The organism is Ruegeria sp. N7, assembly GCF_056531345.1.
In genome coordinates this window covers 61324-85040 of the sequence record NZ_JBQFLR010000018.1, presented here as the reverse complement: position 1 = coordinate 85040, position 23717 = coordinate 61324, and the positions used below count along the sequence as shown (strand labels likewise).

Sequence of the window (23717 nt, the reverse complement as noted above, 5' to 3'; positions counted from 1 at the left end):
CCGGGGGAATTGCTTGACCTGACCATGGTGACATCGGGGACAATGACCAACCGAATTGACCAGCTCGTCAAGGCCGGCTTGGTCGAGCGCGCGCCAAATCCGGAAGACAAACGCGGCTTCTTGATCCGATTGACGAGGGACGGGTTCTCAAAAATCGAAAATGCCGTCTCAGATCACGTTGAAACACAACATCGGCTTATGAACGGTTTATCGCCCGAGCAGCGCGATAACTTGAATGGACTGCTTAAAGCACTGGGCGAGGCGGTTGACGAAGATACGAAATAAATACTGATAAATTAAGCGCCTCCCAAGAAACCATCACATTTTCAGAACATGGCGCACCTTGGAAACAGGGCACCTGCAGTCGAGTAAAGCATTCGCGAAACACTGGTGAACTTTGCGCAACTCGATTGATATATAACTGTCCACCCTACGCAATAAAAACTGATTTGTTACGCACCCATGTCACAAACTCCACGCCTGCCGCGTCCTGTTTCTATACACCCGAATACAGGAGCACCTCATGCAATCCCGCCTAAACCACTTCGCCGTTGCCCCGCAACTTATGCAGCCAATGCTCGACATGGAGGAATGCCTCAAAACATCCGGCCTTGAGCACAGTCTAATCGAACTGGTAAAATTGCGCGTGTCGCAGATCAACGGCTGCGCTTTCTGCATTCACATGCACACCCATGACGCGCGTGCGCAGGGTGAGAGTGAAGACAGGCTTCACTTACTGAACGCGTGGCGAGAGTCGTCTCTTTATTCCGGGCGTGAACGCGCCGCTCTTGCCTGGGCCGAAACGCTGACCCGCATCGAGCAGAATGGTGCACCGGATCACATCTATAAAGAGATGGCCGTTCAGTTTTCAGATCAGGAAAAGATCGCCCTAACGCTGGTTGTGACAACGATCAATGCCTGGAACCGCATTGCTATTGGCTTTGCAACGCCACATCCTGCCGCCAAGGAGGCCTCGGCCGCATGAGTCATATGATTTCACCCGTCAACGACCAGATTTTTGTCGATCTGCGACCGCGCTTGTTTGCGGTCGCCTATCGAATGCTGGGCACCGTTGGCGACGCGGAGGATGTAGTACAGGACGCATTTTTGCGTTGGCAGAAGGTTGATCATGCCAGTGTGCGGGACGCGACGGGTTTTCTGATCCGAACCGTCACGCGGTTATGTTTGGATCACATGCGGGCCGCGCGTATTCGACGCGAAACATATCCCGGCGAGTGGTTGCCGGAACCACTGATCACAGATGATGCCACCGAGCGACTGGACCGTGACGTCTCAGTGGCACTCCTACTGGCGCTGGAGCGGCTGACACCTCTCGAGCGGGCAGCATTTCTGCTCCACGATGTGTTCGAGCAATCATATGACGAGCTGGCATCGGCACTGGAACGCACACCTGAATCCTGCCGCCAGCTTGTCAGCCGAGCGCGGAAACATGTGCAGCGCAGCAAACCTCGAACACAGGTTGAGCCGCAACAAGGCGAAGCCATCGCCAAGGCATTTTTCATGGCCGCCAAAAGCGGCGACACCGACGTTCTTACCAAATTGCTTGCGCAAGACGTAAGATTTGTTTCGGATGGCGGCGGCAAAGTGCTGGCGACACTCAATCCGATTTTGGGCCGAGATAAGGTGATGCGGCTATTGTCTGGATTGGCGCGTAAATACTCTGATCAATCTGTCCAGCAATGGCAATTCTGCCACCTGAACAATCTGCCATCGATCCTCAGCCATGAAGCGAGCGGCCTTTTGCAAACGATGTCGTTGGAGATCGAATACGACGTGATTACCGCTGTTTACGTTGTTCGCAATCCGGAAAAGACACGTCATCTGTCGTTCGACGAACACACGCCCATTAGTGGCGGCCTATCTGACTAGGATGACTACATACGGAGAAAACACCGGCCCTGAGCCGACATCCAACGACCCATCTGGATTCTGCGGTCGCAGCCCGCATTGCGGTCCTTTGCCGCGAGCGAAAAATTCCATGCAGGTCGAACTTACAGATCGCGGACATAGTGTTGAAAAATTCCGTTGATTGGTTTGCCTGTCGCTGATTCACTCGTTTTTGAGAGTGGAGGTGCGGTGATGATGGGACCGAGGCAGGTGGCGCAAGGGGCGCTGTTTTATGAGTTCTCGATTGAAGAGTTTGTGCCTGCTGATCATCCGTTACGCGGCATTGATCGCTTCCTTGATCTTTCGGAAGTTCGCCCCCTGCTGGCACCGTCCTACAGTGCTCACGGTCGTCCTTCGATTGATCCAGAGTTGATGATCCGGATGCTGTTGTTGGGCTATTGCCAAGGCATTCGGTCCGAGCGGCGGCTCTGCGAAGAGGTGCATGTCAACCTGGCCTACAGGTGGTTTTGCAAGCTCGATCTGACCGATCCGGTGCCAGACCATTCGACCTTCTCGAAGAACCGACACGGGCGTTTCCGTGAGTGCGGGTTATTCCGCCACCTCTTCGAGACTGTCCTGAGGCGCTGCATCGATGAGGGCCTGGTTGGCGGCGATAGCTTCGGCGTCGATGCCAGCCTGATCCCGGCGAATGCGAACCAGACGCGGGGTGTCGATAGCAAAGTGGGTTTGCCGCCCGACCTAGCCACTCGTGTGGTTGAGGAATATCTCGAAACGCTGGATGATGCGGCTTTCGGCGCATCCACCAAAGTTGTCCCCAAATACATCTCACCCGTTGATCCCGCCGCACGCTGGACAGGCGCGGACGGTGGGGCTGCCTTCTTCGCATATTCCACCAACTATATGGTGGATTTGGATAATGCGGTGATCGTCGATGTTGAACCATCGGTTCCGATCCGAACCGCTGAGGCCTTTGCTGCACGACGCATGATCGACCGGATTACGGACCGCTTCGGCATGACGCCGGACAAGCTGGTCGGCGATACGGGCTACGGCTCAGCGGAGATGCTGGGCTGGTTGGTGGAAGAGCGCGGCATCGCTCCGCACATCCCGGTGTGGGATAAATCTAAACGGACGGACGGCACGTTCTCGCGCGAAGACTTCGTCTACGACCCCACGACCGACAGCTACACATGCCCCGGCAATAAAGAGCTGCGAACATATCGGCGAAACTTCTCCAAACCGCGCAAGCCAAATGGCGGCAAAGACGGTTTCATTAAATATCGTGCATCAAAGCACGACTGCGACGCATGCCCATTGAAAGCAAATTGCTGTCCAAATCAGCCAGCCCGGAACGTGCTTCGTTCCGTCCATGAAGCGGCTCGCGACGTCGCCCGCGATATCCGCAAGACCGATGCGTACATGACCTCGTTCATTCAGAGAAGGAAGGTTGAGATGCTCTTCGCACATCTGAAACGATACATAGGCGTTCCGACGATGCGGCTACGAGGACCCAAAGGCGCATATGAACAGTTTCAACTCGCAGCAACCGCCCAAAACCTTCGGAAACTCGCCAAGCTGGTGCCACAACCTAGACTGACGGGATGAAGGGAAGGCGGAAGCCTATTGAGGCCGCATCCTGAACGCGCCCAAACGGCGACTTCTTCAACACTATCCGGACAAAGCTTCAATTCGCGGCGGCGGCACCAATGTCAATTCCGGCAATCGGACTTCCGTGCGGGTCAGATCGCTAACTGTTGCTCAACAATTGTAGCAAAGTACGCGCAGCCATAAGCGAGTGCGTCATCATTGAAATCGAAGGCTGGGTTGTGCAATGCCGCGCTATCTCCGTTGCCGATAAACATGAAATTGCCCGGACGTTGCTCAAGCATTTAAGAAAAATCCTCTCCGCCCATGGTTGGTGTTCGGTTGCTGTCAACTGTCTCGGAGCCCACCAGTCTAGTGGCCGCATCTATGGCAAAGTCGGTTTGTTTCGGGTCGTTCTCCGTCACCGGCAAATCGTCAATGTAATTGAAATCGATATCCGTACCCGTCATGGACGCTACACCCGCGCAAATGTCGTACATCCTTTGTTTGCCCAAAGCACGTGCCTTGCTGGATAGGCTGCGCACGGTCCCTCTGATCTCCGCTGTCTCAGCGATGATGTTATCTGCATTCCCCATGTGGATTTGCGTGATTGAAACGACGTGTTGTGCCGACGCATTTATTGAACGCGACACAATCGTCTGGAAACCTTGGATGATCTGAGCAACGGCAATGGCCGGGTCGTGACCCTCGTGTGGAAAAGCTGCATGGCAGCCTTTTCCAGTTATTTGCACTTCAAATAGGTCCGCAGACCCCATTATGCCTCCCGGGCGAGTAGAGAAATGGCCGATGGGCAGACCAGGAGACGTATGAAGCGCAAAAACGCTTTGAATACCAAAACGGTCCATCAGGCCATCCTGAACCATGGCGAGGCCACCGCCTTCCGCCTCTTCCGCTGGTTGGAAAATCAGAACCGCAGTTCCATTGAATTTACGGGTCTCAGTCAGATAGCGAGCAGCGCCCAGCAGCATCGTTGTATGCTCATCATGTCCACAGGCATGCATTCGGCCTGTTATTTTGGATGCGTAAGGAAGATTTGTCTGCTCCTGCATGGGCAAAGCGTCCATATCCGCGCGTAAGCCAATCACTTTGTTGCTTGCTGTACTTTCACCTTTTATCACTGCAACGACGCCGGTTTTCCCAATACCAGTAAAAACTTCGTCGACACCCATCTCATGCAAGCGCTCAGCAACCAAACTGGCGGTTCTATGAACGTCGAATGTGATTTCCGGATGAGCATGAAAGTCGCGACGCCATTCAAATAGTTCAGTTAGCTGCGTGTCAAAAACTTCAGTGTGAACCATGGGTCTGCCCTCAGAAATGACTTTTAACAACATGATGCTACACTAAAGCGATCATGATCAATTGGCGGTTCTTCAGCAGCCTTGGGGCTCAGAGCGGTCATGCGGCGGTTCGGCGGGCCAAAATCAGTCTGCTTGTACATGCCTTGGTAGGCTGAGCGGGACTGAGCCGACACCGAATGAATGCCGGTTTCGGCCAGCACTAGTTTTGAACTTGGCCTTCACACGGGCTTAACTATTGTATTGTCGGGGACACAGAAAATGCGCTGGCACTACGGTAGTGCGCTTTTACTTGACACAATCAAGTAATTCTATTTTGCTTGAATTTGTCAAGTAAATGGAATTGCAGAATGGATCACATCTCGACAATTCGCGCCTTCAATCGGTTCTACACACAGAGAATGGGTTTGTTCTCCCCCGACTACGGCGGTAGTGGAATGAACCTCACAGAACTACGGGTTTTCTATGAGATCGGAGTGCAAAATGGCTCAACTGCCCGGTTGATCGCCAATGCCCTGGACCTCGACGAAGGCTATGTCAGTCGTATCCTGAAGAACTTTGAGCGATCCGGATGGATTCTAAGAAAACCTTCTGAACATGATGCACGGCAAAAGGAACTTGATCTTACTGAATCTGGGCACCAGAAGTTTAGCGAGCTTGTCGACCGGATGGCACTTGAGGTCCACAAGCGATTGGATGGGGCAGATGCAGGGCGCGTCGCCCGGGCTTTGGAGCAGGCGGTGAGATCATTTGACCTGCCGGGTCCAGTCGAATTTCGCGATTTAACCCCAGGCGACGCCGGATGGGTCGTCAATCGGCACGCCGAGACCTATTACACGGAATATAAATTTGATTACCGCATGGAAATGCTCGTCATGCAAATCCTGACGGCTTTTTTTCCGGTCCAAGGCATTGATGGAAACCGCGCCTTTATTGCTCATAGCGGCGAGACGCGGCTGGGATCAATTTTTTGCATGAGTACAGAAGAACCCGGCGTCGCGAAACTGCGATTGTTCTTTCTGGAACCCGAGGCCCGCGGAATGGGCTTGGGCAAGCGTTTAATGACGATCTGTCTGAATCACGCGCGTGCATCAGGGTTCAAACGCATGACGTTAATGACCCACGAGACACAGGTAGTCGCACGCGCGCTTTACGCTAGATTCGGATTCACTTTGACCGAGCGCATTTCCGGATATCACTTTGGCAGTGAGAGCGTGCAAGAAACCTGGGACCTCACACTTTGATCTCACGACTGGGCTATACGCTAAGTGCAGCCGCGCATAGACAACCAGACATTCGCGGCACGGCGTCGCTTGAGCAAAATGGGCTCGTAGTCGACGTTCGCCGCGGCAAGCATTGACGGGTAGTTCGAGCCCTGAGCGGCCATTGCCATACAGTTTGAGCGCTGCGTTTGTATTCGGCAGATCGCAGCCCAAACCGGACATTCAACCCAGGACTTTGCAATTCCGGCTTGGCGGGCTTTTTGGTCGAAGAAATTTCTTGCACCAAGGTGCTGAGCCCAAAAAGTTAACAAATCAGACCGTTCCTCTAAGCCGATGTTTTTCCTATGGTTGGTAAGAAGTACCAAGTCGGGAGGTCTTAATGAACAAGCTTATCTCAGTAACGGGTGCCGTCTGCTTTGCTTTCACTGGAGCTTGGGCCGACGAACATACCCCGCCCAACATTCTTGTCATCATGGCAGATGACGTAGGTTGGGCGAGCGTCGGCGTTTACCACGGAGGTGTCAAAAGCATCGAGACGCCGAACTTGGATCGCCTCTCCTCTGAGGGTGCTCGTCTCACAGATTATTATGCCGAGCCAAGTTGTACTGCCGGTCGATCAGCTTTCATGACCGGACAATTGCCAATACGGACTGGTATGCACACGGTTGGACTGCCGGGAGATCCGGTAGGTTTAAACCCAGATGACCCAACGCTTCCGATGTTCCTGAAAAAGTTGGGGTATACGACGGGGCAGTTCGGAAAAAACCATCTAGGCGACCTCAATGAGTTCCTACCGACTGCAAAAGGTTTCGACGAGTATTGGGGTTGGCTCTATCACTTGAATGCTATGGAATATACGTCTGATCCGGATTGGCCAGACGACCCAGAATTCAACGCGCAATTTGCGCCTCGCAACATCATTCATTCATTTGCAACAGAGGAGGTAGACGAAACAGTCGACCCGCGATTTGGAAAAGTCGGGAAGCAGCGCATTATTGATGACGGGCCTGCGCCTCCTGAGCGCCAAAAGACTTTGGATGACGAAGTGACATCTCACACGAAGGACTTCATTTCTCGTGCAGTAGAGTCGGACACTCCGTTTTTTGTCTGGATGGCTCCAGCCCGTGCACACGTCTGGACCCACCTCAGCCCCGAATACGAAGCTATGTTGGGCAATGGGCGCGGACTTCAGGATGTTGTCATGAAGGAGTTGGACAACAACGTTGGTAACGTTCTCAGCCACCTTGAGGATCTGGGAGTCGCCGATAATACCATAGTGATGTTCACCGCAGACAATGGCCCGGAAACACTGACGTGGCCTGATGGTGGTACGACACCGTTTCATGGGGAAAAGGGTACTACTTGGGAAGGTGGCTTTAGAGTTCCTGCGATTATTCGCTGGCCGGGCAAAATTCCAGAAGGTCAAGTCTTGAATGGCATCTTCAGCGGAATGGACTGGATGCCAACATTTGTAGCTGCGGCTGGAGGTCCGACAGATCTAAGAGAAAAGCTCCTAGAGGGATATGAAGGCTATAAAGTGCATCTCGATGGCTACAATCAACTATCTTACCTGACGGGTGAGGATGAAGAGAGCAATCGCCGCGAGCTGATTTACTATCAGGGTACAGACCTCCAAGCAGTACGCTACAACGATTGGAAAGCGCACTTTGTCGTTCAAAACCACGGCTGGTCAGGCCCGAAGGAAGAATTGGTCGCCCCCTTGCTTTTCAACCTCCGCCGCGATCCCTACGAAAAAGCTGCGGAGGAAAGCGGTATGTACGTCCGCTGGATGGGTGAGAAAATGTGGGCATTCGGCCCAGCCGCCCGGTTAGTGCAGGCACATCTCGCTACTTTCGAGGAGTTCCCTCCGCGCGGGAAGCCGGTCGCCAATCAAGACCATGTTGAAGAACAAACATCAACCGAAGGCGGCATCTCTCAGTAGAGGAAGCGAGGCAACCAATACGCCTTTCCCACCGCAGCGTGGGCATCCGGCTCGGATCATCGGATGCCCAAAATAACCGACTAGGAATTTCGCAAAAAGCGAAACCTCTACGAGAAGGAGTCCTCCATGAGTGCTAGATTAGTCCTTCTGCTTGCTGCCGTCGGCCTCGTGCCAATTGCGTTGTCATACGGTCTGATGCCCGGCCGTTCGATCCCAGTTTTGCTGGGATTTCCAGTGGAAGGGACGAACCTGACGCATGTCTTCCGAGCGATTATGGGTCTTTATCTGGCAAACGCTTTGTTTTGGTTGGCAGCCGCTTCAAAACCAGAATTACAACGCCCCGCGCTGTGGGTTCTTTTTTTGTTTATGTCAGGACTGGCCGTTGGACGCATACTAAGCATCCTTATCGATGGAGTTCCGAACGGGGTACTTCTCTTTTATCTTGCAGCCGAGATAGCTTTTGCAGCTCTGGCGGCGGTTTCTCTTAAAAAAGTACGGTGAAACAGGAAGTAGTAAAATGGTGAGGTTTGGCTTTGTTTTCTCGATGATCGCAACTTTATCAGTTTCGACATCCGCTTTTGCACAATCTTCATCTGCCCAGACTGCGGTGGACGAAAACTTCTTAGGGATTGAGACTGCCGTTGCCGAAGCGGGAGCTGCTCCAATCGCATCGATAGATCACGCGCGCCTGGCCAAGGCCGAAGGCGTCGAAATGCCAGCATCTCGTGTACTCGTTTTCTCTGATCCAGAGGTAAACACACCTATACTGGAGGAGAACGTACGTGCAGGTCTGGACCTTCCTTTTCGCGTTCTTTCATTCGATCAGGATGGTCGACCGCAGATCGAATACACAGACTCTCAGTTTCTCAAAGTTCGGCATGGTCTAATCAATACCCAAGCGTTGAATGCATTTGAGAACAAGTTGCTCGAAGTCCTGAACGACTTGGATGCAGCACCAGCGCCGACCAAAGGATTAGTTGCAAACCATGGCATCATCGAATTGCGATCTGAGCTCAGCGTTCCAGAGGCAGTGGAACGTGTCAGGACAGCTGTGATGGGACAGGACGATACAGTCTGGTTTGGGGAGATCGATTTTGCGGCCGAAGCGTCCCAACTGGGGACGGAGCTGCCGGATGCTGTTCTCTTGCTATTCGGCGGACCAGCGCCCGGTGGTGTGGCTATGGCGGACTTTCCGGCAATTGGTTTGGATGCCTTTTGCCAAAAACTATTGGTTTACGCGAATGAAGAAGGCGGCTCCGTAGTCATTTTCAATGACATCGCTGCTTTGGCGGAGTTGCACTACGGTTCTTCAGCCGAACCTCATCACGGTTTGAACAAACGGCTGACGGAGACATTTCGCAAGGCAATTGAGTAGCCGCTGTTAGGAAAACGCAAAAAACCTTTGCCGATTGGCCATCTTTTCGTCGTCCGCTTTGGGTTGATTTCAGCGGTTCTCAACGCAACAGGCCTACCAGGCTTTGGGCCGTTCGTTAAACTTTGCAAAGGCCGCTTTCTGCGCATAACAGCCACACTGACCTGTCTATGCTGCAAACGCCGCGAAAGGCAGCTTGGTGGCCTCTTATCTTACCTAACAGTTTGCTGGCGCGGCTTATGTCGGGAAGGTCCCGCTTGGTGTGATTTCGTCCAACTGAGATTGAATGTCTGCAAGTGGTGGCGGGGTGTATCGCCCCGCCGCTTCTGTTCGTGGGCCAGCGGGATTTGGACAAGCCAAACGCCCCTGGCCGTCAGGGGGAAAGCGCTGCCTTCCCCCTCGGGCAACCCTATTAGACAGGGCCGTGTCCTCAGCTGCGCCTGCGGGCCGCACCACCCCTGTCGAATAGCATTGCCTCGCCCCCTTCCGCGTTCGCCACGTGGCAGATCAGCAGGAACAGGCAGCTTCGCTGTCTGATCTGCAAATCAGCCCTGATTTTCCAAAAGGAGGTCAGGACCAACGAAATCGGTTTGGGTGATGGATGGAAGATGTGAGGCCAAAAAAGGAAAGGTTCTGTCGCTGGTGGCAGAACTATGTGTCGCCTCACAACAGGTGTCAGGCGACACATAGTTTTGCCATTTTTCTGCAACCAAGCCTTTGATCTTGAAGCATTCCATTTTTCGTGGACGCACAGGTTTTGCCATTTGCGACTCAAAGACCTTCCATCGGCATCGACCGCTATTTTTTCGCCAATTGGGCGGAATCAGTGTTGGCGGGGACCATTGCCGGTATGAGGCAATGCTCAACCTCGACCCGTCTGGCGGATTTGAATTTCTGTGACTCCACCGGATCTATAGCCTCGCCTTGCTCATAGGTCAGGACGGTGATCTTGGCGTCTTCTAGTCGACTGTGCCCTTCGGCGCTGGCTTTAGACGATGAAAGGTCGAACGTGTGCTCGATCAACATCTGTTTAACTCGATCGGCACGCCTATCAGCAAGTTTCCTGTTTTCTTCAGGCAGGCCAGATGTACTGGCCCGCCCTTTCAACAGAACGATCAGCCGACTGTCACTATCGCGATGTTTCTTCATCTTATTCGCAAAATCCTTAACCGGCTTGTGGTCGTTGGGTTCGATCTCGCCTTCGTCGAAATAGATACTTGGGCCAACCTTCCTTTCACCGGCGATGCACGTAGCAAGAGCGTCCTGCCCGACATGTTTGGCCAATTGTCGCCAGTAGACTTGCAGAGGAGGTATCGACGCGCTTTCCCCCGATCCGCCCACCGCCGTCGCGGCAGCTGCCAACGAGTTTGCCGCACCACCAAGGTTTTCCAGGACGTCTCTAAGCTCAGGTTCCCTTGGAAACTTGGCTACGACCTCAAGTTTCACGGTTTTTTGGATCTCATTGACGGTCGTCGGCAGGGATACCTCGATGGGCGGCCGCTTCCTCAGCGCCTTTATCTCGCGTTCCAGACGCACAATTTGGGTCTCAACATCCATAGACTGATTTGGCAGCAAATTCTGCACTGCCGAAACAAGAGCTGCCACCGAAGAACCAGCTTGAATCGCTTTTTGAGCATAGAGTTTCACCGTTGGCCGGACAGGCTGGACATCTTCGAGTTGGAATTGTCTTATCGTAGATACATTGAGGAATACGAGCCGACCGGGCTGATCAACTGGAGCAAGCGCCGCCCATCCACCATATTTGCCAAGATGGAAAACAGGTTTGGACACAACCGGGCCCGTTCGCCCAGCGGACAAGCCAGCATCCACAATCCTAGAGTTTTCCAGAGCAGGTGGGGCCGAAATAACGATCCTGCCACAGGGTATCCGCGCAGCAATCGGAAGCCACAGTTTTTCCGCGTCTTTCAGGATAAAGCTGCCGACAGAAATCGACGTGCAGTTGTTCGAAGCAGTTTCAATTTGTTCGTTCACTCTTGCCGCAATAGCTTTGGTTTTGACTGTCATACCAATAGCCAATATTACGATCACTCCTAACCTGGCTACGACAGAACTAATTCCCTTCTGCTTGCTGTTCAGAAGTGCCCCGACCAAAAAACCAACTGTATTGTTGGTTCTCTCAATCCACATGTTGCGCGAGGACTCGTAACTATCTCGCATCCTGCGTGCCTGAGCGAGCTCTGCTTGTCTATTGCATTCAAATTCGCGCTCGATGCGCATCCTTGCACTTTGCTCCATTCTCCGGCCATGTCCAAACCGCAGGCCAATTTGAACCGCGAGAAACTTGATACGGTGCTTCAACATCAAAACTGCCAATTGAAGCCACCCTCCTTTGAGCACCGTCACAAGTGTAGGAGATATCACTACACCAACAACATAGAGCACCGCCCAAGCGGCAAGCGCGGCGAGCAGATAAAGTGAAGCAAAAATAAGGACTAGGATTAAAAACTCAGCTGAAAGAAACCGATCAAAGGTCGAACTGTTGTCGCCAATGGGCAGTACGATTCCAAGTTCATGACGCCAAATTCGTTCAAGAAGCGCGACAATGGTCGTTCCCGTTATTACAAGCAGCCCCGGAGTGGAAAACACCATGTCGGCAAGACGCGAAGGTCGTTTGTTGGACTCTTTTGAGCCGAGGCTCAAGAGCTTTGAGATTTCAGCGGATTTCAGGCTGGTCAGGACAGAGACCTTTTCTTTGGTCAGCGCGGCCAGATGCCTTTCGCATAGCAACCCTTTGCTGGCGTCGACAGCAACCGTAGGGCAACGGTGGCCCTTTTCGACAGCCACACAGCGACCATCAGGCGGGTTTTTTAATCTCTTTGTCATGACATATCCTCACCGTACGAATTGCGGCGCTAGTTCAGGCCTGTCAGGATTCGCGCTCAAGCGGCTCGAGGGCATATCGTCCAACTGGCCGCCGATCGCTGCGATTTGGGCCCGCATCACACCTGGCCACGTCTCACGATCTGAAGGGCAATCGCTCATCTCATCGCTGCCCATCGTTTGCGTCCTTCCCGCTTCGATCAAACCAACAAAGCCGATCGGGCACTCCGCCCACTACCATTTCAAGCTGCCAACCGCGTCAACCGGAACCGCTTTCGATCTCATTTCACCAGACAGCACCATTGATTGGGCGCGGTCCGTGATTGGCACTTACAAATTTGCGTTTCATCAACGTCTCCTACCTATGTGACTAGAGCAGCGAAACGCACGATAATGTTGATGATATCGGCCGCCGCCCCGAGGACCTTCGCCAGATTCTCCATCTGTTCCACCGCCTTTTCGGCGTCTCTAGTCAAGCTACGCAACTGCGCCAGCACGCCAGACAGCGATGTCGACACCAAAATCCGATTGCGCGTGTGCAACAGGCGCAAGTTTTCACGATTGAGCTGAATCGCCTTCAACGCGATCTGATCGGCCAGGTCGTTCAGCTTTCTGCGCTTTGTCTCGTCAGACTCGGTCCTAGCCCGAGTGCGAAGCTCCAGCGCTTGCGCATTCAACTTTTTTTGGGCAGCGCCTTTGGCGACAAGCAATGAGTCATACGCTTCGAGCGCTTTATGCCGATCTCGTTCAATACTCATTTTAATCTCCTTTCTTCTCGATCAGTTCGGCGATCTCGAACACGTCGTTCAATGTCCCCTGAATCTCGTCAGGCGTACCGCCGCTGGTCAGCCGGATCAGCAAATCGCGATGTAACTGGCGCAGTGTTAGAATTCCTGCGGCCGTCGCATTGGCTTCGGCTTTTTGGTACTGAGCGAACGCACTACGCATGCCCGAAACCGCGCGGCCATATCTAGCGGCGTCGCCGGAACCACGGGCAAGAATCAATTCTTCGCGCGCATTGGTCAGAGTGTTCTGCGCCCTAAGCACTGAGGGGTCGACCTTAGTGTCCAGATAGGCCGCAGCGATGCGTGTCAGATCTCCGACCACCGGGTCGGCCTTACGCACCACCCGGCGTAGCTGCCTCACGCGATAGCGCTCGGCCGCAAATCCAACGCCCTTGACCACCACATCGGCATTGTCTGACGCGGTCGCCGCAATCTGTTGCATGGTTTCCGAACGTAGTGACCCAGTCTGACCCAAGGCCGTCAGCAGGGCTTCGGTTTTGCTGGCTATCTCGCCGCTAGCCGATGTTTCAGCCAGTGCCTTCAATGCCGCGAAGTAAGCCTCCAGCACCGTGGTCGCCTCTATCGTAGCAGTGGCATTGACCGGCCCCGCCCCGGGATCAATCAGTTCTACCAGCACGCAATCCGTTCGCGCTAAACCACCGCCTCGTGCGGCGGAGATGTCACATGTGCCATCCAACGCCAACACTGGTTCTCCTGCCCGGATCGCAGCACTCTCCGCAGCGTTCCTTTCGCTCTTGGCCAACGGCGCTAGCCGTGTGCGCAGTGCTTTGCCGGTCTCCGTAGCCAACACACTACCTGCGGCAATCTCGTTTGACATATCGGGCGCGGTGCAGGCGGCTTGCGTCACTAGGCACCCCACAAGCATCGCGCGCATCATTGCGCCTGCCCTCCCAAAGGCTCCGTTTCCACCACTTGATCGCGGGCGGCTGGCGGGATGAAATATGATACGACGAAGGTCACCACTGTAGTGATTGCCACGGCCAAATCGTTTGAGATGCGAAAATCATTGTGGTTCAGCACAGCTATCAGGATGGTCGAAACCGCCCCCGCCAGTGCGCCACCGGCCACCTTGCGTGTCGGTACAAGCGTTTCCATTTTTGGCATGAACTTTTCCTTTCCTGTCTTACTCTGGCCGAGCGCTCGAAGGGCCGAGCTGCCCTAGAGCACGCGAAGTTCAGCCTGCCCTTGACACGTCACACCCCAGTCGAAGCACTCGGTACGCAACCCATGTTGCATGCAGGCGTTAACCTTCCGGGAAACCAGTAGGGCCGCGCTGAAACATGCCACTAGCGACGTCATTTCGGTCGGTGCAGTCGACGTGGGCTGGCTTGGGAAGGCCTTTTCTTTCTGAGCCTTAGCAACGCTGCAGCGCGCCGTCCGGCATGCGTTGATTCAGTAGTGCTAGCCGTTTGTCTCCAAGTTTGAGGGAGCCAGCGACCGTGAATGAACCGTGAAAAAAACAGAGGAATCCGCAAAAATAGTTGAAAAACGTTCAGGATTGCTGCGACCCTTAGTTGTACAAGGGGGGTATTTTGCGACCTAAACCGTTAAATCTCGACCTAAACGGACCATTTACACTGACATTTCCCGACGGCCGGGAAATCCGTGTGCCTAGCGCGCGTTGCAAGGCAATCCTAGCCATTCTCGCGACTTCTCCGAAAGGCAAGCGCTCGCGTGAGTGGCTCAGAGCGGTCCTCTGGCCTAACTCGGGCGAGAAACAAAGCTTTGAAAGCCTGCGAAACGCATTGTCAGCGCTGCGGCGTCATAACCAAGGCGGCCTGCATGTAATCGAAGCCGACCGCAGCTGCGTCTGGATCAAAGACGTATCACTCGTCCCACTGAAGCAGAGTAATAACACGCGGCTCTTCGATGACGCCGCCACTAACCTCGGTGAGGAATTTGAGGACTGGCTGCGCGATTTAAGACTCCATGCAGAAGTACACCCACCCCTCACGCTGATCCAGCCTGACATTGACCCAGCTTCAATTCCGGTGATCGCCATCAACCTGCCAGTGGTCCAATCTGACGACAACCATGCTGACATCGCGGCCACTGTGCTTTGCGATCACATTGTCTCTGTCTTCCGCAGCCAGGAGTTGGTGTCGGTTTTGGATCTGCGCGACACGGTTTCCGATCAGATGCGCTTGAACCAACTCAATGCCGTTGCACCCACAGCATTGGTCACGCTGAAGCTGATGAAACATGGCAGTTTCGCGCGCCTGTCGATCTCAGTCACCCAACCGTGCAGTGGGACCGTACTTTGGAACAGCTCGATCGGCGCCGATCAGGACAGCGGCTTTCTACTTTCGGGCACAAACTTAACCGATTTCGTCTGCATGGCGACCGATTCAATCATGAATGCAGTGCTCACCCAAGTCGAGAAGCGCAACTTACAGCCAACGCTGATAAGCAGCGTGCATCAGATCATGAACATGTCCCCGGACGCCCAGCAATCAGCACGTTCGATACTTAAAGATTCTGGCACACTTGACCACAGCGCGGTCGGAAACGCCTGGTACGCGCTTAGCATCGCCAACTCCATCGGAGAACGCGGTCGGTCTGGAACGGCCGATCTGTTGGACGAGGCAAGGGCACACTGTACATACGCTCTTGAAACAGGACGGTACAACCCGCTGGTTCTGATGCTCGTCAGTCACGTCTACAGTTTTCTCTTCGGTCAAATCCGACACGCGAGTGACCTGGCGGCGCGCGCGCGCGAGCAGGGTAAGTTCCTTCCGCTTGTGTGGGACCTTTCTGCCATGAACGCGCTGTATCGAAACGAGCCGAACGAGGCGTTGGACTACAGCAAGAAAGCCGCCAGTCTCAGCCGACAAAGTCCCTACCGCCAGTTCTTTTTGTCATCACTGGCGATCAGTTCGTCGGTGGCAGGGGATCACGACACCGCGCTACGGGTTGGGCGCCAGGTTCTGTCGCATCTACCCGGGTTCTTGGCCGTTCAACGCCACTTAGCTGCCAGCATGGTGGCTACCGGCCGTTTGGAAGATGCCCGGAACATGATCGAAACCATTCAGATCCGCGACCAAAGCTTCAACCTTGCGGACATTTGCGCTGGACGTGCGGCCCTACCGTCAAATGCCAGCCGAGAATTGATCGCACATGCATTTAAGAAAGCCGGGTATTGAACCCAAAGATGGAGTAAACAAATGATTTTAACCAGGCGCCAATTGCTACTAGCTAGCGCCGCGGTAGCGGCTTATCCGATCGTTCACGGCACCGCCTGGGCACAGGCCGCCGACCCACAAGACTCTTCTTTCATGACGCTTCTGCGCGAAGAACTGGACAAGTTGATCAATACCCGCGTCAGCCTTGCCAATTGCGCACTCGACGCCGATAGACATATGGACAGGCTTTTCTTTGGCCACACGTTCAGCAAGCCTGAAATCGTTGACGACAGTATTGAGTTTGTTGCCGAACTGTCCGACAGCCCGCCAGTCGGCGAAATCGGACTGTCATGTTACAGTGCGCCAGGCATTCTCCCGGCCGATGCCATCCAGCTCGACACGACCGCAGGTGTTGGGCGCGGGCGGGGCCGCGGGCGCGGCAGAGGGCGGGGTAGAGGCAGAGGGCGGGGTAGAGGGCGGGGCAGAGGACGTGGACGCGGCCGCACGTTCATCTCGCTGGACGCGGTATTCGAACAGGAAACTGCCTATTACCGTGAGCAAGTTCAAAAGAACCTGCCGGCTATCGAAAAACTGCTGGGCTTCGGGTTCGGAGAAAACACCCCGGAACTAGACTTTTTCCTGCCCAAACCCGACCTCTTAGGCAACTCCTACCATGACGATATCCAAAGCGTGCTCGAGATGCAGGCAGATACCGTAGAACGGGAAGACCGCCGCTACGAGATCGAGGCAGAGATTGATGATATATACACCCCATTCCTTGAACAATTCACCGATGCCACCGGCGCATCCGGCGGACTTTTGCGGTTGATGAATATGATGGACATGGCCGGCTATGTGATCGGCTATCACTTTAAAGGAATTTTTGACCGACCCCGCCCTCATGTAGCTGACCACCGGATTGACCCGATGATCACGGTACCCAGCCATTCCTCTTACCCCTCGGCTCATGCCGTGCAAACTCACCTAATCGCCCACGCATTGGGGGAGGTTTTCGAAAACTCTGCCGATATTGGCGAGTTCTTTGACGTCGCGGAGCGGATCTCGATCAATCGCGAATACGCTGGCGTACACTATCCCTCAGATACCGAAGCTGGCAAAATCATTGCCAAGGGGGTCTTCCCTCTAGTGCGATTAATCTTAGACAACGTGTTTGTCGACGCTATTGCCGAGTTCAACCAAGAACCATTTGCGAACTGCCGTTTCCTTGGCGACCTCACATCCAGTCAGTCCACAACACTACCCCGCGCCCCATCACGTCCACCGAATGAGCACCTAGATTTGATCGGAGTAGCACAAGACGAAACACGACGAGGCGATCGCGCCATCGTTGCCATGATCGATACCGCCATCGATCTGACACACCCGGCGTTGGGAGCCAATGCATTCATCGGCGTTGTGAACGACGACTACCCAGTGCCCAATGGTGACATCTGGGCCATGGGTTCGAAGGGCCGCGCTCACGGTACGGCTATGGCCTCCCTCGTTGGGGGCGCTTACACCGTGACGGAAAATCCAAACGCCACTGAACGGCGGCTTGGAGTCGCACCGGACGCCCGAATTCTTCACATTCGAGCAGCGAACCTCGCCCGCGACGACCACGAAGATAGGCTAGCGCTCGGGCAATTGATCCTGCGTACCGTTGCAGAACACACTGGACAGCCAGCGGTCCTCGCGCGCCCGCCATTTGACCTTTCAGCGCTGTTGATCGGCCTTGATCTACCGCGGCCCGACCCGGGCATAAATCGCTATCTCGATGACCGCACAATCGGAATGATCCGCGCCTTTTACGATGCGTACGATGGTGAAGTACCCCTAGACCCTGATGGCCAGTGGATATTTGATGCTGACATATTGCGCACAATCGAGCACGGCGAACAACTAATCGACGCCCTGGATAAGAACGCGCCCTGCGATCCCGTCGCCCTCGCCATCCTAGTTGCACAACTATTCGCTCCTGTCGTCATTCCTTCTGGCAACGAGGGTGGCAGCCAGATGGCTTACCCTGCCAGTTTCGATGATTACAAACCGATCCTTAGAGCAATCAACGACGAACTGACTCTCCCTCTCGTCACGCGGGTCCTCGTCGACATGATGGAGGGCCTATTAACCCCATCCCGCGATGCCGACGCCGACGACCCCGCTGGCCAACGCGACACTTTTATTGCGGCTGCGCAAGAGCTGCTCGTCGACGGGTTCGCCGTGGAAGGGCGCTGGGGATATCTCTCGACCGATGGGCATGACACGGAAGACGACCCTTTTGACGGCTCAGCAATCATCGCAGTCGGCGCCGCATACTTGGACGACACCAATTCACCGAAGAAGACCGCTTATACCCAAACCGGCCCTGGCCTGAGGCTACTGGCACCGTCGGATAGCGACTATAGCCCGCCCTTCCGTTGCCGGGACATCGGCTCTGCCAAGTGGACTAATCCGATCTCGGTGGCCGACCTCCACGGCCCGGGCGGTTATGCCAACGATCCTGACGCGCATGTCGCCGAAAGCGACCAGCGGTTCGGATTCGGAGGCACTTCGGCGGCATCGGCGCTAGTGGCAGGGCTGCTGGCTTTGATCAGTGAAAGCAGCGGCGGCACGCTACGGCCTGACGAAATGCGGAGTAAGCTGATAACTGATGCGACCGAGATCGAGAACAGTAGGTTTCGTCTCGCCCGCCTTGGCACATCGTGACACGTCGCCCTTAGCCTGCGAAGGATCGCCCAAAATGATTCGTACCTTCATAGCAATCACACTCGCCATACTGACCTTTTCAGACCCCTTGCCGACTCTTGCCCAAGAAGGCGGCGAGCTACGGATGTTCGGCGCCAACGGTCCGAACATGCCGACATTCGAGTCGCACTTGGAAATCTGGCGTGACAACCCCGTCGCTCTGGCAAAACTTGGCCCTTCGCCAATCGTCCCTTTGGAGGTTCAGCCATCAAAGAAGTTTCGCGAATTCAAAAACCTTGTAACGCATTTCATGCTGAAACACGATGCCCGTCAGGTTCGACTCCGTGTCGAGGATGGCACCATCATCGATATCCACCTCGGCGATTACGACCAGCTTCTATTCGATACTATTTCCACTCCAACCGAACATGTACTGTGGCAAAATCTCATCGGCGGCGACGGTACTATTGTCGGCGATGTCAAAGTATTCAACACAGGTGACCCAGATTATTCACCCGCTCCGATCCGTGTAAGCATTGGTCGCAATGACTTGGCAGCGATCGGCTCACTGCCCACAGAAGTGCTGAGCCACGAAACGCCATCTTGGAGCACCGTGGCAATCTACGGACTGACCACTGGTAGTTTGCCGCATTGCACGGGTGTCACGATTGCGCCCTCTCTGGTCCTTAGCGCGGCGCACTGCTTTTGCGGTCCGCACCTTGAAACTCCCGGGAATTTCACGGTCAACTTCAGGCCACAGTTCGGTGTCGAGAGCCAATCTGGGCCGCTTCAGGTGAAAATCAAGGTTGAACAATTTGTGCAGTACCGAACTGACGACAAATCCTTTTGTGAAAACACAGGCACGCACAAGCAGAGGCTCGCATACGGCGATCTCATATTGCTGAAACTGGCACAAAGCATACCTTCGACGCTGGCAGCAGCACAAAACGAGAGCCTGCGCCTGATCGCAGACTTTTCCGTGGCCGATGTCGCGAAGCCCAACCAATCAATCTGGTCTCCCGAATCTTGCCAGTTTCGGACTCTGGGGTTTGGCGTCGGGCGATCGCTCATCAATCCCAATGTGATGGACACACAGAACCGGAGACTGCGCCGGGATCTTACCTACAACGTTGCCACTGAAACCTGGATCGCCAAGCGCCCCGGCGTAACGATCAGTCTATTCGACCGTACTGATCACGCAGTCTGCCCCGGCGATAGCGGCTCGGGGCTGTTCGTACCATCAAATGTTAGTTGTGGTCACGACGGTGATCGCCTCGACAGAGCACTCGCCGGGATTGCCTCGAAAGTCGGCGTCTTCAACAAATGCTTCATCGTAGACAGTACGACTGGCTTAAGTGCATTCGAAAGTGGACCAACGACAGTAACGCGGCTCGACTCGCCGGAAGTGCAAGCTTGGCTTTCCAAAACCGCGGAGGCAATTGGCGAAACGATCACTTTCGTCGACGTGCCCGGCCCAGAAATAATTGTGGCCGCAGACAATTGAAGTCGAAGCACGATGCCTGACCTGCACTCGCTATGCCGATCGGGACCGATAAACTGCGCACTGCTATTGATTTCCCGCAAATTTCACGGCGAGTTCCCGCCCGCTTAGCCCTTCCTTCTTAGCCTAGCCTGACCAGAAGAAGGAGACAGAGATGCAAGCGAATAGGAATACACATAGCGGCGATCGCGCCGAGACCGGCATGAGCGAACGCGATACACACCACAGGTTCGGCCGTATGTTCCCAGCGTTCGACAACAATCATGCGATGGTTCTAAAGCTGTCTACCTGTGCCCGGATCGGCGATAGAATGATCGCCATGCCTGAACAGTCGCGACAGGATAGTAACCTTCCGGCGGGCTACACCTATTTTGGACAGTTCGTTGATCATGACCTATCATTTGATGCCACTAAGGATCAAAACAATCACAACGACGACCCGCTGACGCCGGTTGGCGAGACGGCAACGAAGCAATTTCGGTCTCCACATCTCGATCTGGACTCACTTTACACCGAACCGAACGATCTCGGCCTATCTCTCTTCGATGGGCCACGATTCAAGATTGGTAGAACCACACCGCTCGCAAACTCTGACAACCCCGTTCTGCGTCGCGCATTGCCATACGACCTACCGCGGGTTCCCAATGAGGACACTAACGGTCCGCCCGCGCGACGCGCGTTGATTGGTGATCCACGCAACGACGAGAACCTGGCCGTAGCTCAGACCCATTTGATGTGGCTGAAGTTTCACAACCATGTTGCCGACACTCTGGCTGCGGCAGAGCCCGGCCTTTCTAACGACCTGCTCTTCGCCCAGACCCGGGACCTAGTAGTCCGGCACTACCAGCATGTGGTGCTGCGCGATTTCCTGCCTCGTTTCATTGACCCACAGGTGCACGAAGACGTCATCGTCAAGCACAAGCGCCGCTTCCTCACGGCCACCGTAGGCGAAGAGCCGTTCATGCCGTTGGAGTTTTCCACCGCTGCCTACCGGCACGGGCACAGCCAAGTGCGCGAACGATATTCATGGAATGTTGAATTCCCTGATAGCACAATGCAACTACTCTTCGCCTTCTCTGAAGTCTCTGGCGGGAGCAATCCATTCTTCGGCGCTCCATCGCTTCCAACCAACTGGATCGCAGACTTCCGGCGTCTCTATGACTTCGACGGCATCACTTTCGACCAGATTGACGCAGCAGAAACGCCGCCGCTAAACTTTGCCAAGTCCCTGGACCCCTACATCGCACCGGTGCTGGGCGACCTGCCCGAGCTAGCGGGCAATCCGAACTTGCCCTTCACCAATCTTGCCAGCCTGAACCTGCGAAAAGGCTCATTGCGGGGTATGATGGCTGGACAGGACCTCTCGAGATCGATTTCAAACGTCAAAACCTTGTCCGAACAGGAAATGCGAGCGGTCATCGACGATGACTTTGCGGCGGAAATGCAAAACCTCGGTCTATTCGACCGCACGCCGCTGTGGCTGTACCTGCTGCTCGAAGCAGCCGTTGCCGGTGGCAACCAACTAGGTGAGTTGGGTTCAATTATTGTTGCCGAAACTTTCCTGACGATGACCATTGCCTCGCGTGTGTCAATCGTCCGCGAAGAAGGCGACTGGACTCCGGACGAGGCTCGCGACGCCATTGGCGCAGCCACGGCATTGAACACCATTTCCGACATCTTGCTATGGATGGACTCCCACGAGCCGATTATCGATCCGCTTCGGGATGTTCGGACTCAGCCCACTTGACAGAGCAGCGGGGCGCCGACGATGACGGTTCATACACACGACCAGACCGACCCCTCTCGCCGGTTCGGTTTCCAATTCGTCGCAAGCAGACGCCGCTCGGTGGGGCGGATCAAGCGCGATGATGGGAAGGACGGCGAACCCGTCGGGGTCTCTCATGCCGCGCCAGACGCCCGGCAGGTTTCTCAAAAGTCTGCGCGTGTTTCCCGATACAGAGGCACGCGCATACAACTTTTGGCTGAAACACCTCTCCAAAACAAACCGCGAACATCGCTGAAGCGGTTTTATGTGAAGCGATCTCTGGTTGAGTGATGGCCGTTCAATGGAACAAGTACGAAAGGCTGCCTAGTGGGCGAAGAGCCAATTCGCCTGAGCAATGATAATAGCCGCTTTCTAAAAAAGTATTTACAGAACTGTTGCCGCCTTGCTCAAGTTCTTGGTTGAACCAACTTTCTCAGAGGGCCATCCACAAAAGTACTCGGTCCACCTGCATTAGCAAGCCGATCAAGGAAAAAACTATCGAATATTCCTAGCGTGACCCCGGCGGCTGTTCCCAGGCCGCCGGTTAACAGAAGATCCAATCCCATGCCTGCTCCGGAGAACACTCCAAATCTCACGGCCTTTCGAGCAGTTGTGCCTGAAAGGGGATCACTGTTCTTCTGCTCGAAGTACCACTTTGTGAGGCTAACTTCGTCCGGTTTGTCGACAGTATATTTGAGCAATTCCTCTTTCCGTTCTAGGGCGCGCGCGAGAGATGACATATCGATTTCACCATCGTCAAATAGCTCTTTAATTGGTGCTGTATTCAAAACCGTCGATTGAAATACCTCAACTTGTGACTGACCCGTAAGACGACTGATCGCACTTCCATAGAGATTGTGCATCGTCTCGTTAAACCGATCAGACGTAAACACATCTCCGAACTCTGTGCGCTTGGCATTGTCCATCATAAACCCTGCAAAGCTAACCGCATCTAAAAGGCTGGCTGGATTGATCGGGTTTGATGTCCGAATCACAGGAAAGTTCATTCCATATTTTTCTTTGTAGCCAGTTATATGAATGATTTCGCCGTCAGCACCAAAGCCAGTATCCAAGAGGCTTTGCAGGAGGCCGTCCTTGCCGAACTCGAGTATTTCCCTCAATCTTTGCAGTCTACTGGTTATCGCTTCATCACTCACTTTCGGAATTAGTAGTTTTTGGGACAACCGCTCCACGGATCTGAAAGTCTCCTGATCATTTTCACTGCCCCATTTGGCCAAAGCTTGAAAGCTCAGCGTATCGATGAGACGAAAATCAAGCTTGTATTCCTCTTCCATAACTTCGCGTATGTCTTTCTCCTCTATAAACGGCATTTCTCCATTTGCTGTCTTGAGTGGCTTCCTGAGGATGTCAGTGCCTTCCGCACTCAACAGTCGTAAATCGTTCGCAAGTTCCCCCGCCGGAAACTGTTCGATCTCCACCTCGAGATGCCCATCATCAATAAGTTGAGTGATCAGTGAAATAGCTTCTGGAGAAGCAGAAAGAAGGTCTGAAAGCCGAGAGACTGGTGTGGTCAGCCGCACTTTTCTATAGAAAATTGAGGATTCAACTATGTTGCCGAGCGTGGTGTCGGCCCATTGATCGGCTAGATTGATATTAAGTTGCTCGAACATTGTGCGCCTCTTGCCAGCTTTCTGATATGGAAAATATCGAATATGGGCGATGGATTA

20 protein-coding genes are annotated in these 23717 nt (G+C 54.2%); 12 read left to right on the top strand and 8 right to left on the bottom strand.

The window, feature by feature from the left end; genetic code table 11:
- The 4 genes from ACR0ES_RS17100 to ACR0ES_RS17085 all read left to right on the top strand — a co-directional run.
- The coding region (locus ACR0ES_RS17100; protein WP_480871396.1) for a MarR family winged helix-turn-helix transcriptional regulator at positions 1–285 on the top strand (285 nt) is incomplete at its 5' end.
- Between the two features lie 238 nt (positions 286–523).
- Entirely contained in the window at positions 524–985 is a 462-nt protein-coding gene (locus ACR0ES_RS17095) for a carboxymuconolactone decarboxylase family protein (RefSeq protein ID WP_170592554.1), read from the top strand.
- On the top strand, positions 982–1890 hold the full coding sequence (locus ACR0ES_RS17090) for a sigma-70 family RNA polymerase sigma factor (RefSeq protein WP_480871395.1): 909 nt from the start codon (positions 982–984) through the stop codon (positions 1888–1890). Before ACR0ES_RS17095 ends, ACR0ES_RS17090 begins: the two co-directional genes overlap by 4 nt.
- A 210-nt stretch (positions 1891–2100) precedes the next feature.
- A complete protein-coding gene (locus tag ACR0ES_RS17085) occupies positions 2101–3474 on the top strand; it encodes a transposase (protein WP_480871397.1) in 1374 nt (457 codons plus the stop codon).
- A gap of 134 nt (positions 3475–3608) precedes the next feature.
- On the opposite strand, the gene ACR0ES_RS17080 is transcribed toward ACR0ES_RS17085, so the two are convergent.
- The gene (locus ACR0ES_RS17080) at positions 3609–3758 is read right to left on the bottom strand and encodes a hypothetical protein (RefSeq protein ID WP_480871394.1); all 150 of its coding nucleotides are present in this window, start codon (positions 3756–3758) and stop codon (positions 3609–3611) included.
- Entirely contained in the window at positions 3759–4775 is a 1017-nt protein-coding gene (locus ACR0ES_RS17075; RefSeq protein WP_480871393.1) for an amidohydrolase, read from the bottom strand.
- Between the two features lie 347 nt (positions 4776–5122).
- Here ACR0ES_RS17075 and ACR0ES_RS17070 point away from each other — a divergent pair, with 347 nt between their 5' ends.
- The 4 genes from ACR0ES_RS17070 to ACR0ES_RS17055 all read left to right on the top strand — a co-directional run bounded on the left by ACR0ES_RS17070 (position 5123) and on the right by ACR0ES_RS17055 (position 9312).
- Positions 5123–6016, top strand: a complete 894-nt coding sequence (locus ACR0ES_RS17070; protein WP_480871392.1) for a GNAT family N-acetyltransferase — start codon at positions 5123–5125, stop codon at positions 6014–6016.
- 358 nt (positions 6017–6374) lie between these two features.
- Entirely contained in the window at positions 6375–7937 is a 1563-nt protein-coding gene (locus tag ACR0ES_RS17065) for an arylsulfatase (RefSeq protein ID WP_480484940.1), read from the top strand.
- A 126-nt stretch (positions 7938–8063) separates the two neighbouring features.
- Complete coding sequence (locus tag ACR0ES_RS17060) at positions 8064–8438, top strand: DUF4345 domain-containing protein (RefSeq protein ID WP_480871391.1); 375 nt, start codon at positions 8064–8066, stop codon at positions 8436–8438.
- Positions 8439–8454: 16 nt separating this feature from the next.
- The gene (locus tag ACR0ES_RS17055; RefSeq protein WP_480871390.1) at positions 8455–9312 is read left to right on the top strand and encodes a DUF302 domain-containing protein; all 858 of its coding nucleotides are present in this window, start codon (positions 8455–8457) and stop codon (positions 9310–9312) included.
- 542 nt (positions 9313–9854) lie between these two features.
- Here the strand turns inward: ACR0ES_RS17055 and ACR0ES_RS17050 are convergent.
- The 5 genes from ACR0ES_RS17050 to ACR0ES_RS17030 all read right to left on the bottom strand — a co-directional run bounded on the left by ACR0ES_RS17050 (position 9855) and on the right by ACR0ES_RS17030 (position 14060).
- Entirely contained in the window at positions 9855–10073 is a 219-nt protein-coding gene (locus ACR0ES_RS17050) for a hypothetical protein (RefSeq protein WP_480871389.1), read from the bottom strand.
- Between the two features lie 34 nt (positions 10074–10107).
- Entirely contained in the window at positions 10108–12153 is a 2046-nt protein-coding gene (locus tag ACR0ES_RS17045) for an OmpA family protein (protein WP_480871388.1), read from the bottom strand.
- Positions 12154–12512: 359 nt separating this feature from the next.
- On the bottom strand, positions 12513–12908 hold the full coding sequence (locus ACR0ES_RS17040) for a hypothetical protein (protein ID WP_480871387.1): 396 nt from the start codon (positions 12906–12908) through the stop codon (positions 12513–12515).
- A 1-nt stretch (position 12909) separates the two neighbouring features.
- Positions 12910–13833, bottom strand: coding sequence for a hypothetical protein (locus tag ACR0ES_RS17035; RefSeq protein ID WP_480871386.1), 924 nt, complete (start codon positions 13831–13833; stop codon positions 12910–12912).
- Complete coding sequence (locus ACR0ES_RS17030; RefSeq protein WP_480871385.1) at positions 13830–14060, bottom strand: hypothetical protein; 231 nt, start codon at positions 14058–14060, stop codon at positions 13830–13832. Before ACR0ES_RS17030 ends, ACR0ES_RS17035 begins: the two co-directional genes overlap by 4 nt.
- 428 nt (positions 14061–14488) lie before the next feature.
- Between ACR0ES_RS17030 and ACR0ES_RS17025 the strand changes: the two genes are divergently transcribed.
- The 4 genes from ACR0ES_RS17025 to ACR0ES_RS17010 all read left to right on the top strand — a co-directional run bounded on the left by ACR0ES_RS17025 (position 14489) and on the right by ACR0ES_RS17010 (position 22011).
- Positions 14489–16099, top strand: coding sequence for an AfsR/SARP family transcriptional regulator (locus tag ACR0ES_RS17025; RefSeq protein ID WP_480871384.1), 1611 nt, complete (start codon positions 14489–14491; stop codon positions 16097–16099).
- Positions 16100–16120: 21 nt separating this feature from the next.
- Positions 16121–18784: a S8 family serine peptidase gene (locus tag ACR0ES_RS17020; RefSeq protein WP_480871383.1), complete on the top strand. Its 2664-nt coding sequence runs from the start codon at positions 16121–16123 to the stop codon at positions 18782–18784.
- A gap of 34 nt (positions 18785–18818) precedes the next feature.
- Positions 18819–20267, top strand: a complete 1449-nt coding sequence (locus tag ACR0ES_RS17015; protein ID WP_480871382.1) for a trypsin-like serine protease — start codon at positions 18819–18821, stop codon at positions 20265–20267.
- A 199-nt stretch (positions 20268–20466) separates the two neighbouring features.
- Entirely contained in the window at positions 20467–22011 is a 1545-nt protein-coding gene (locus ACR0ES_RS17010; protein ID WP_480871381.1) for a peroxidase family protein, read from the top strand.
- Positions 22012–22436: 425 nt separating this feature from the next.
- Here the strand turns inward: ACR0ES_RS17010 and ACR0ES_RS17005 are convergent, their stop codons facing one another.
- The gene (locus tag ACR0ES_RS17005) at positions 22437–23660 is read right to left on the bottom strand and encodes a hypothetical protein (RefSeq protein WP_480871380.1); all 1224 of its coding nucleotides are present in this window, start codon (positions 23658–23660) and stop codon (positions 22437–22439) included.
- Positions 23661–23717 lie beyond the last annotated feature (57 nt).

Bases quoted from the DNA above. Each gene is read 5' to 3' on its own strand.
- ACR0ES_RS17095 (WP_170592554.1), top strand. From the start codon at position 524: ATGCAATCCCGCCTAAACCACTTCGCCGTTGCCCCGCAACTTATGCAG.
- ACR0ES_RS17090 (WP_480871395.1), top strand. From the start codon at position 982: ATGAGTCATATGATTTCACCCGTCAACGACCAGATTTTTGTCGATCTG.
- ACR0ES_RS17085 (WP_480871397.1), top strand. From the start codon at position 2,101: ATGATGGGACCGAGGCAGGTGGCGCAAGGGGCGCTGTTTTATGAGTTC.
- ACR0ES_RS17080 (WP_480871394.1), bottom strand. From the start codon at position 3,758: ATGCTTGAGCAACGTCCGGGCAATTTCATGTTTATCGGCAACGGAGAT.
- ACR0ES_RS17075 (WP_480871393.1), bottom strand. From the start codon at position 4,775: ATGGTTCACACTGAAGTTTTTGACACGCAGCTAACTGAACTATTTGAA.
- ACR0ES_RS17070 (WP_480871392.1), top strand. From the start codon at position 5,123: ATGGATCACATCTCGACAATTCGCGCCTTCAATCGGTTCTACACACAG.
- ACR0ES_RS17065 (WP_480484940.1), top strand. From the start codon at position 6,375: ATGAACAAGCTTATCTCAGTAACGGGTGCCGTCTGCTTTGCTTTCACT.
- ACR0ES_RS17060 (WP_480871391.1), top strand. From the start codon at position 8,064: ATGAGTGCTAGATTAGTCCTTCTGCTTGCTGCCGTCGGCCTCGTGCCA.
- ACR0ES_RS17055 (WP_480871390.1), top strand. From the start codon at position 8,455: ATGGTGAGGTTTGGCTTTGTTTTCTCGATGATCGCAACTTTATCAGTT.
- ACR0ES_RS17050 (WP_480871389.1), bottom strand. From the start codon at position 10,073: ATGGCAAAACCTGTGCGTCCACGAAAAATGGAATGCTTCAAGATCAAA.
- ACR0ES_RS17045 (WP_480871388.1), bottom strand. From the start codon at position 12,153: ATGACAAAGAGATTAAAAAACCCGCCTGATGGTCGCTGTGTGGCTGTC.
- ACR0ES_RS17040 (WP_480871387.1), bottom strand. From the start codon at position 12,908: ATGAGTATTGAACGAGATCGGCATAAAGCGCTCGAAGCGTATGACTCA.
- ACR0ES_RS17035 (WP_480871386.1), bottom strand. From the start codon at position 13,833: ATGATGCGCGCGATGCTTGTGGGGTGCCTAGTGACGCAAGCCGCCTGC.
- ACR0ES_RS17030 (WP_480871385.1), bottom strand. From the start codon at position 14,060: ATGCCAAAAATGGAAACGCTTGTACCGACACGCAAGGTGGCCGGTGGC.
- ACR0ES_RS17020 (WP_480871383.1), top strand. From the start codon at position 16,121: ATGATTTTAACCAGGCGCCAATTGCTACTAGCTAGCGCCGCGGTAGCG.
- ACR0ES_RS17015 (WP_480871382.1), top strand. From the start codon at position 18,819: ATGATTCGTACCTTCATAGCAATCACACTCGCCATACTGACCTTTTCA.
- ACR0ES_RS17010 (WP_480871381.1), top strand. From the start codon at position 20,467: ATGAGCGAACGCGATACACACCACAGGTTCGGCCGTATGTTCCCAGCG.
- ACR0ES_RS17005 (WP_480871380.1), bottom strand. From the start codon at position 23,660: ATGTTCGAGCAACTTAATATCAATCTAGCCGATCAATGGGCCGACACC.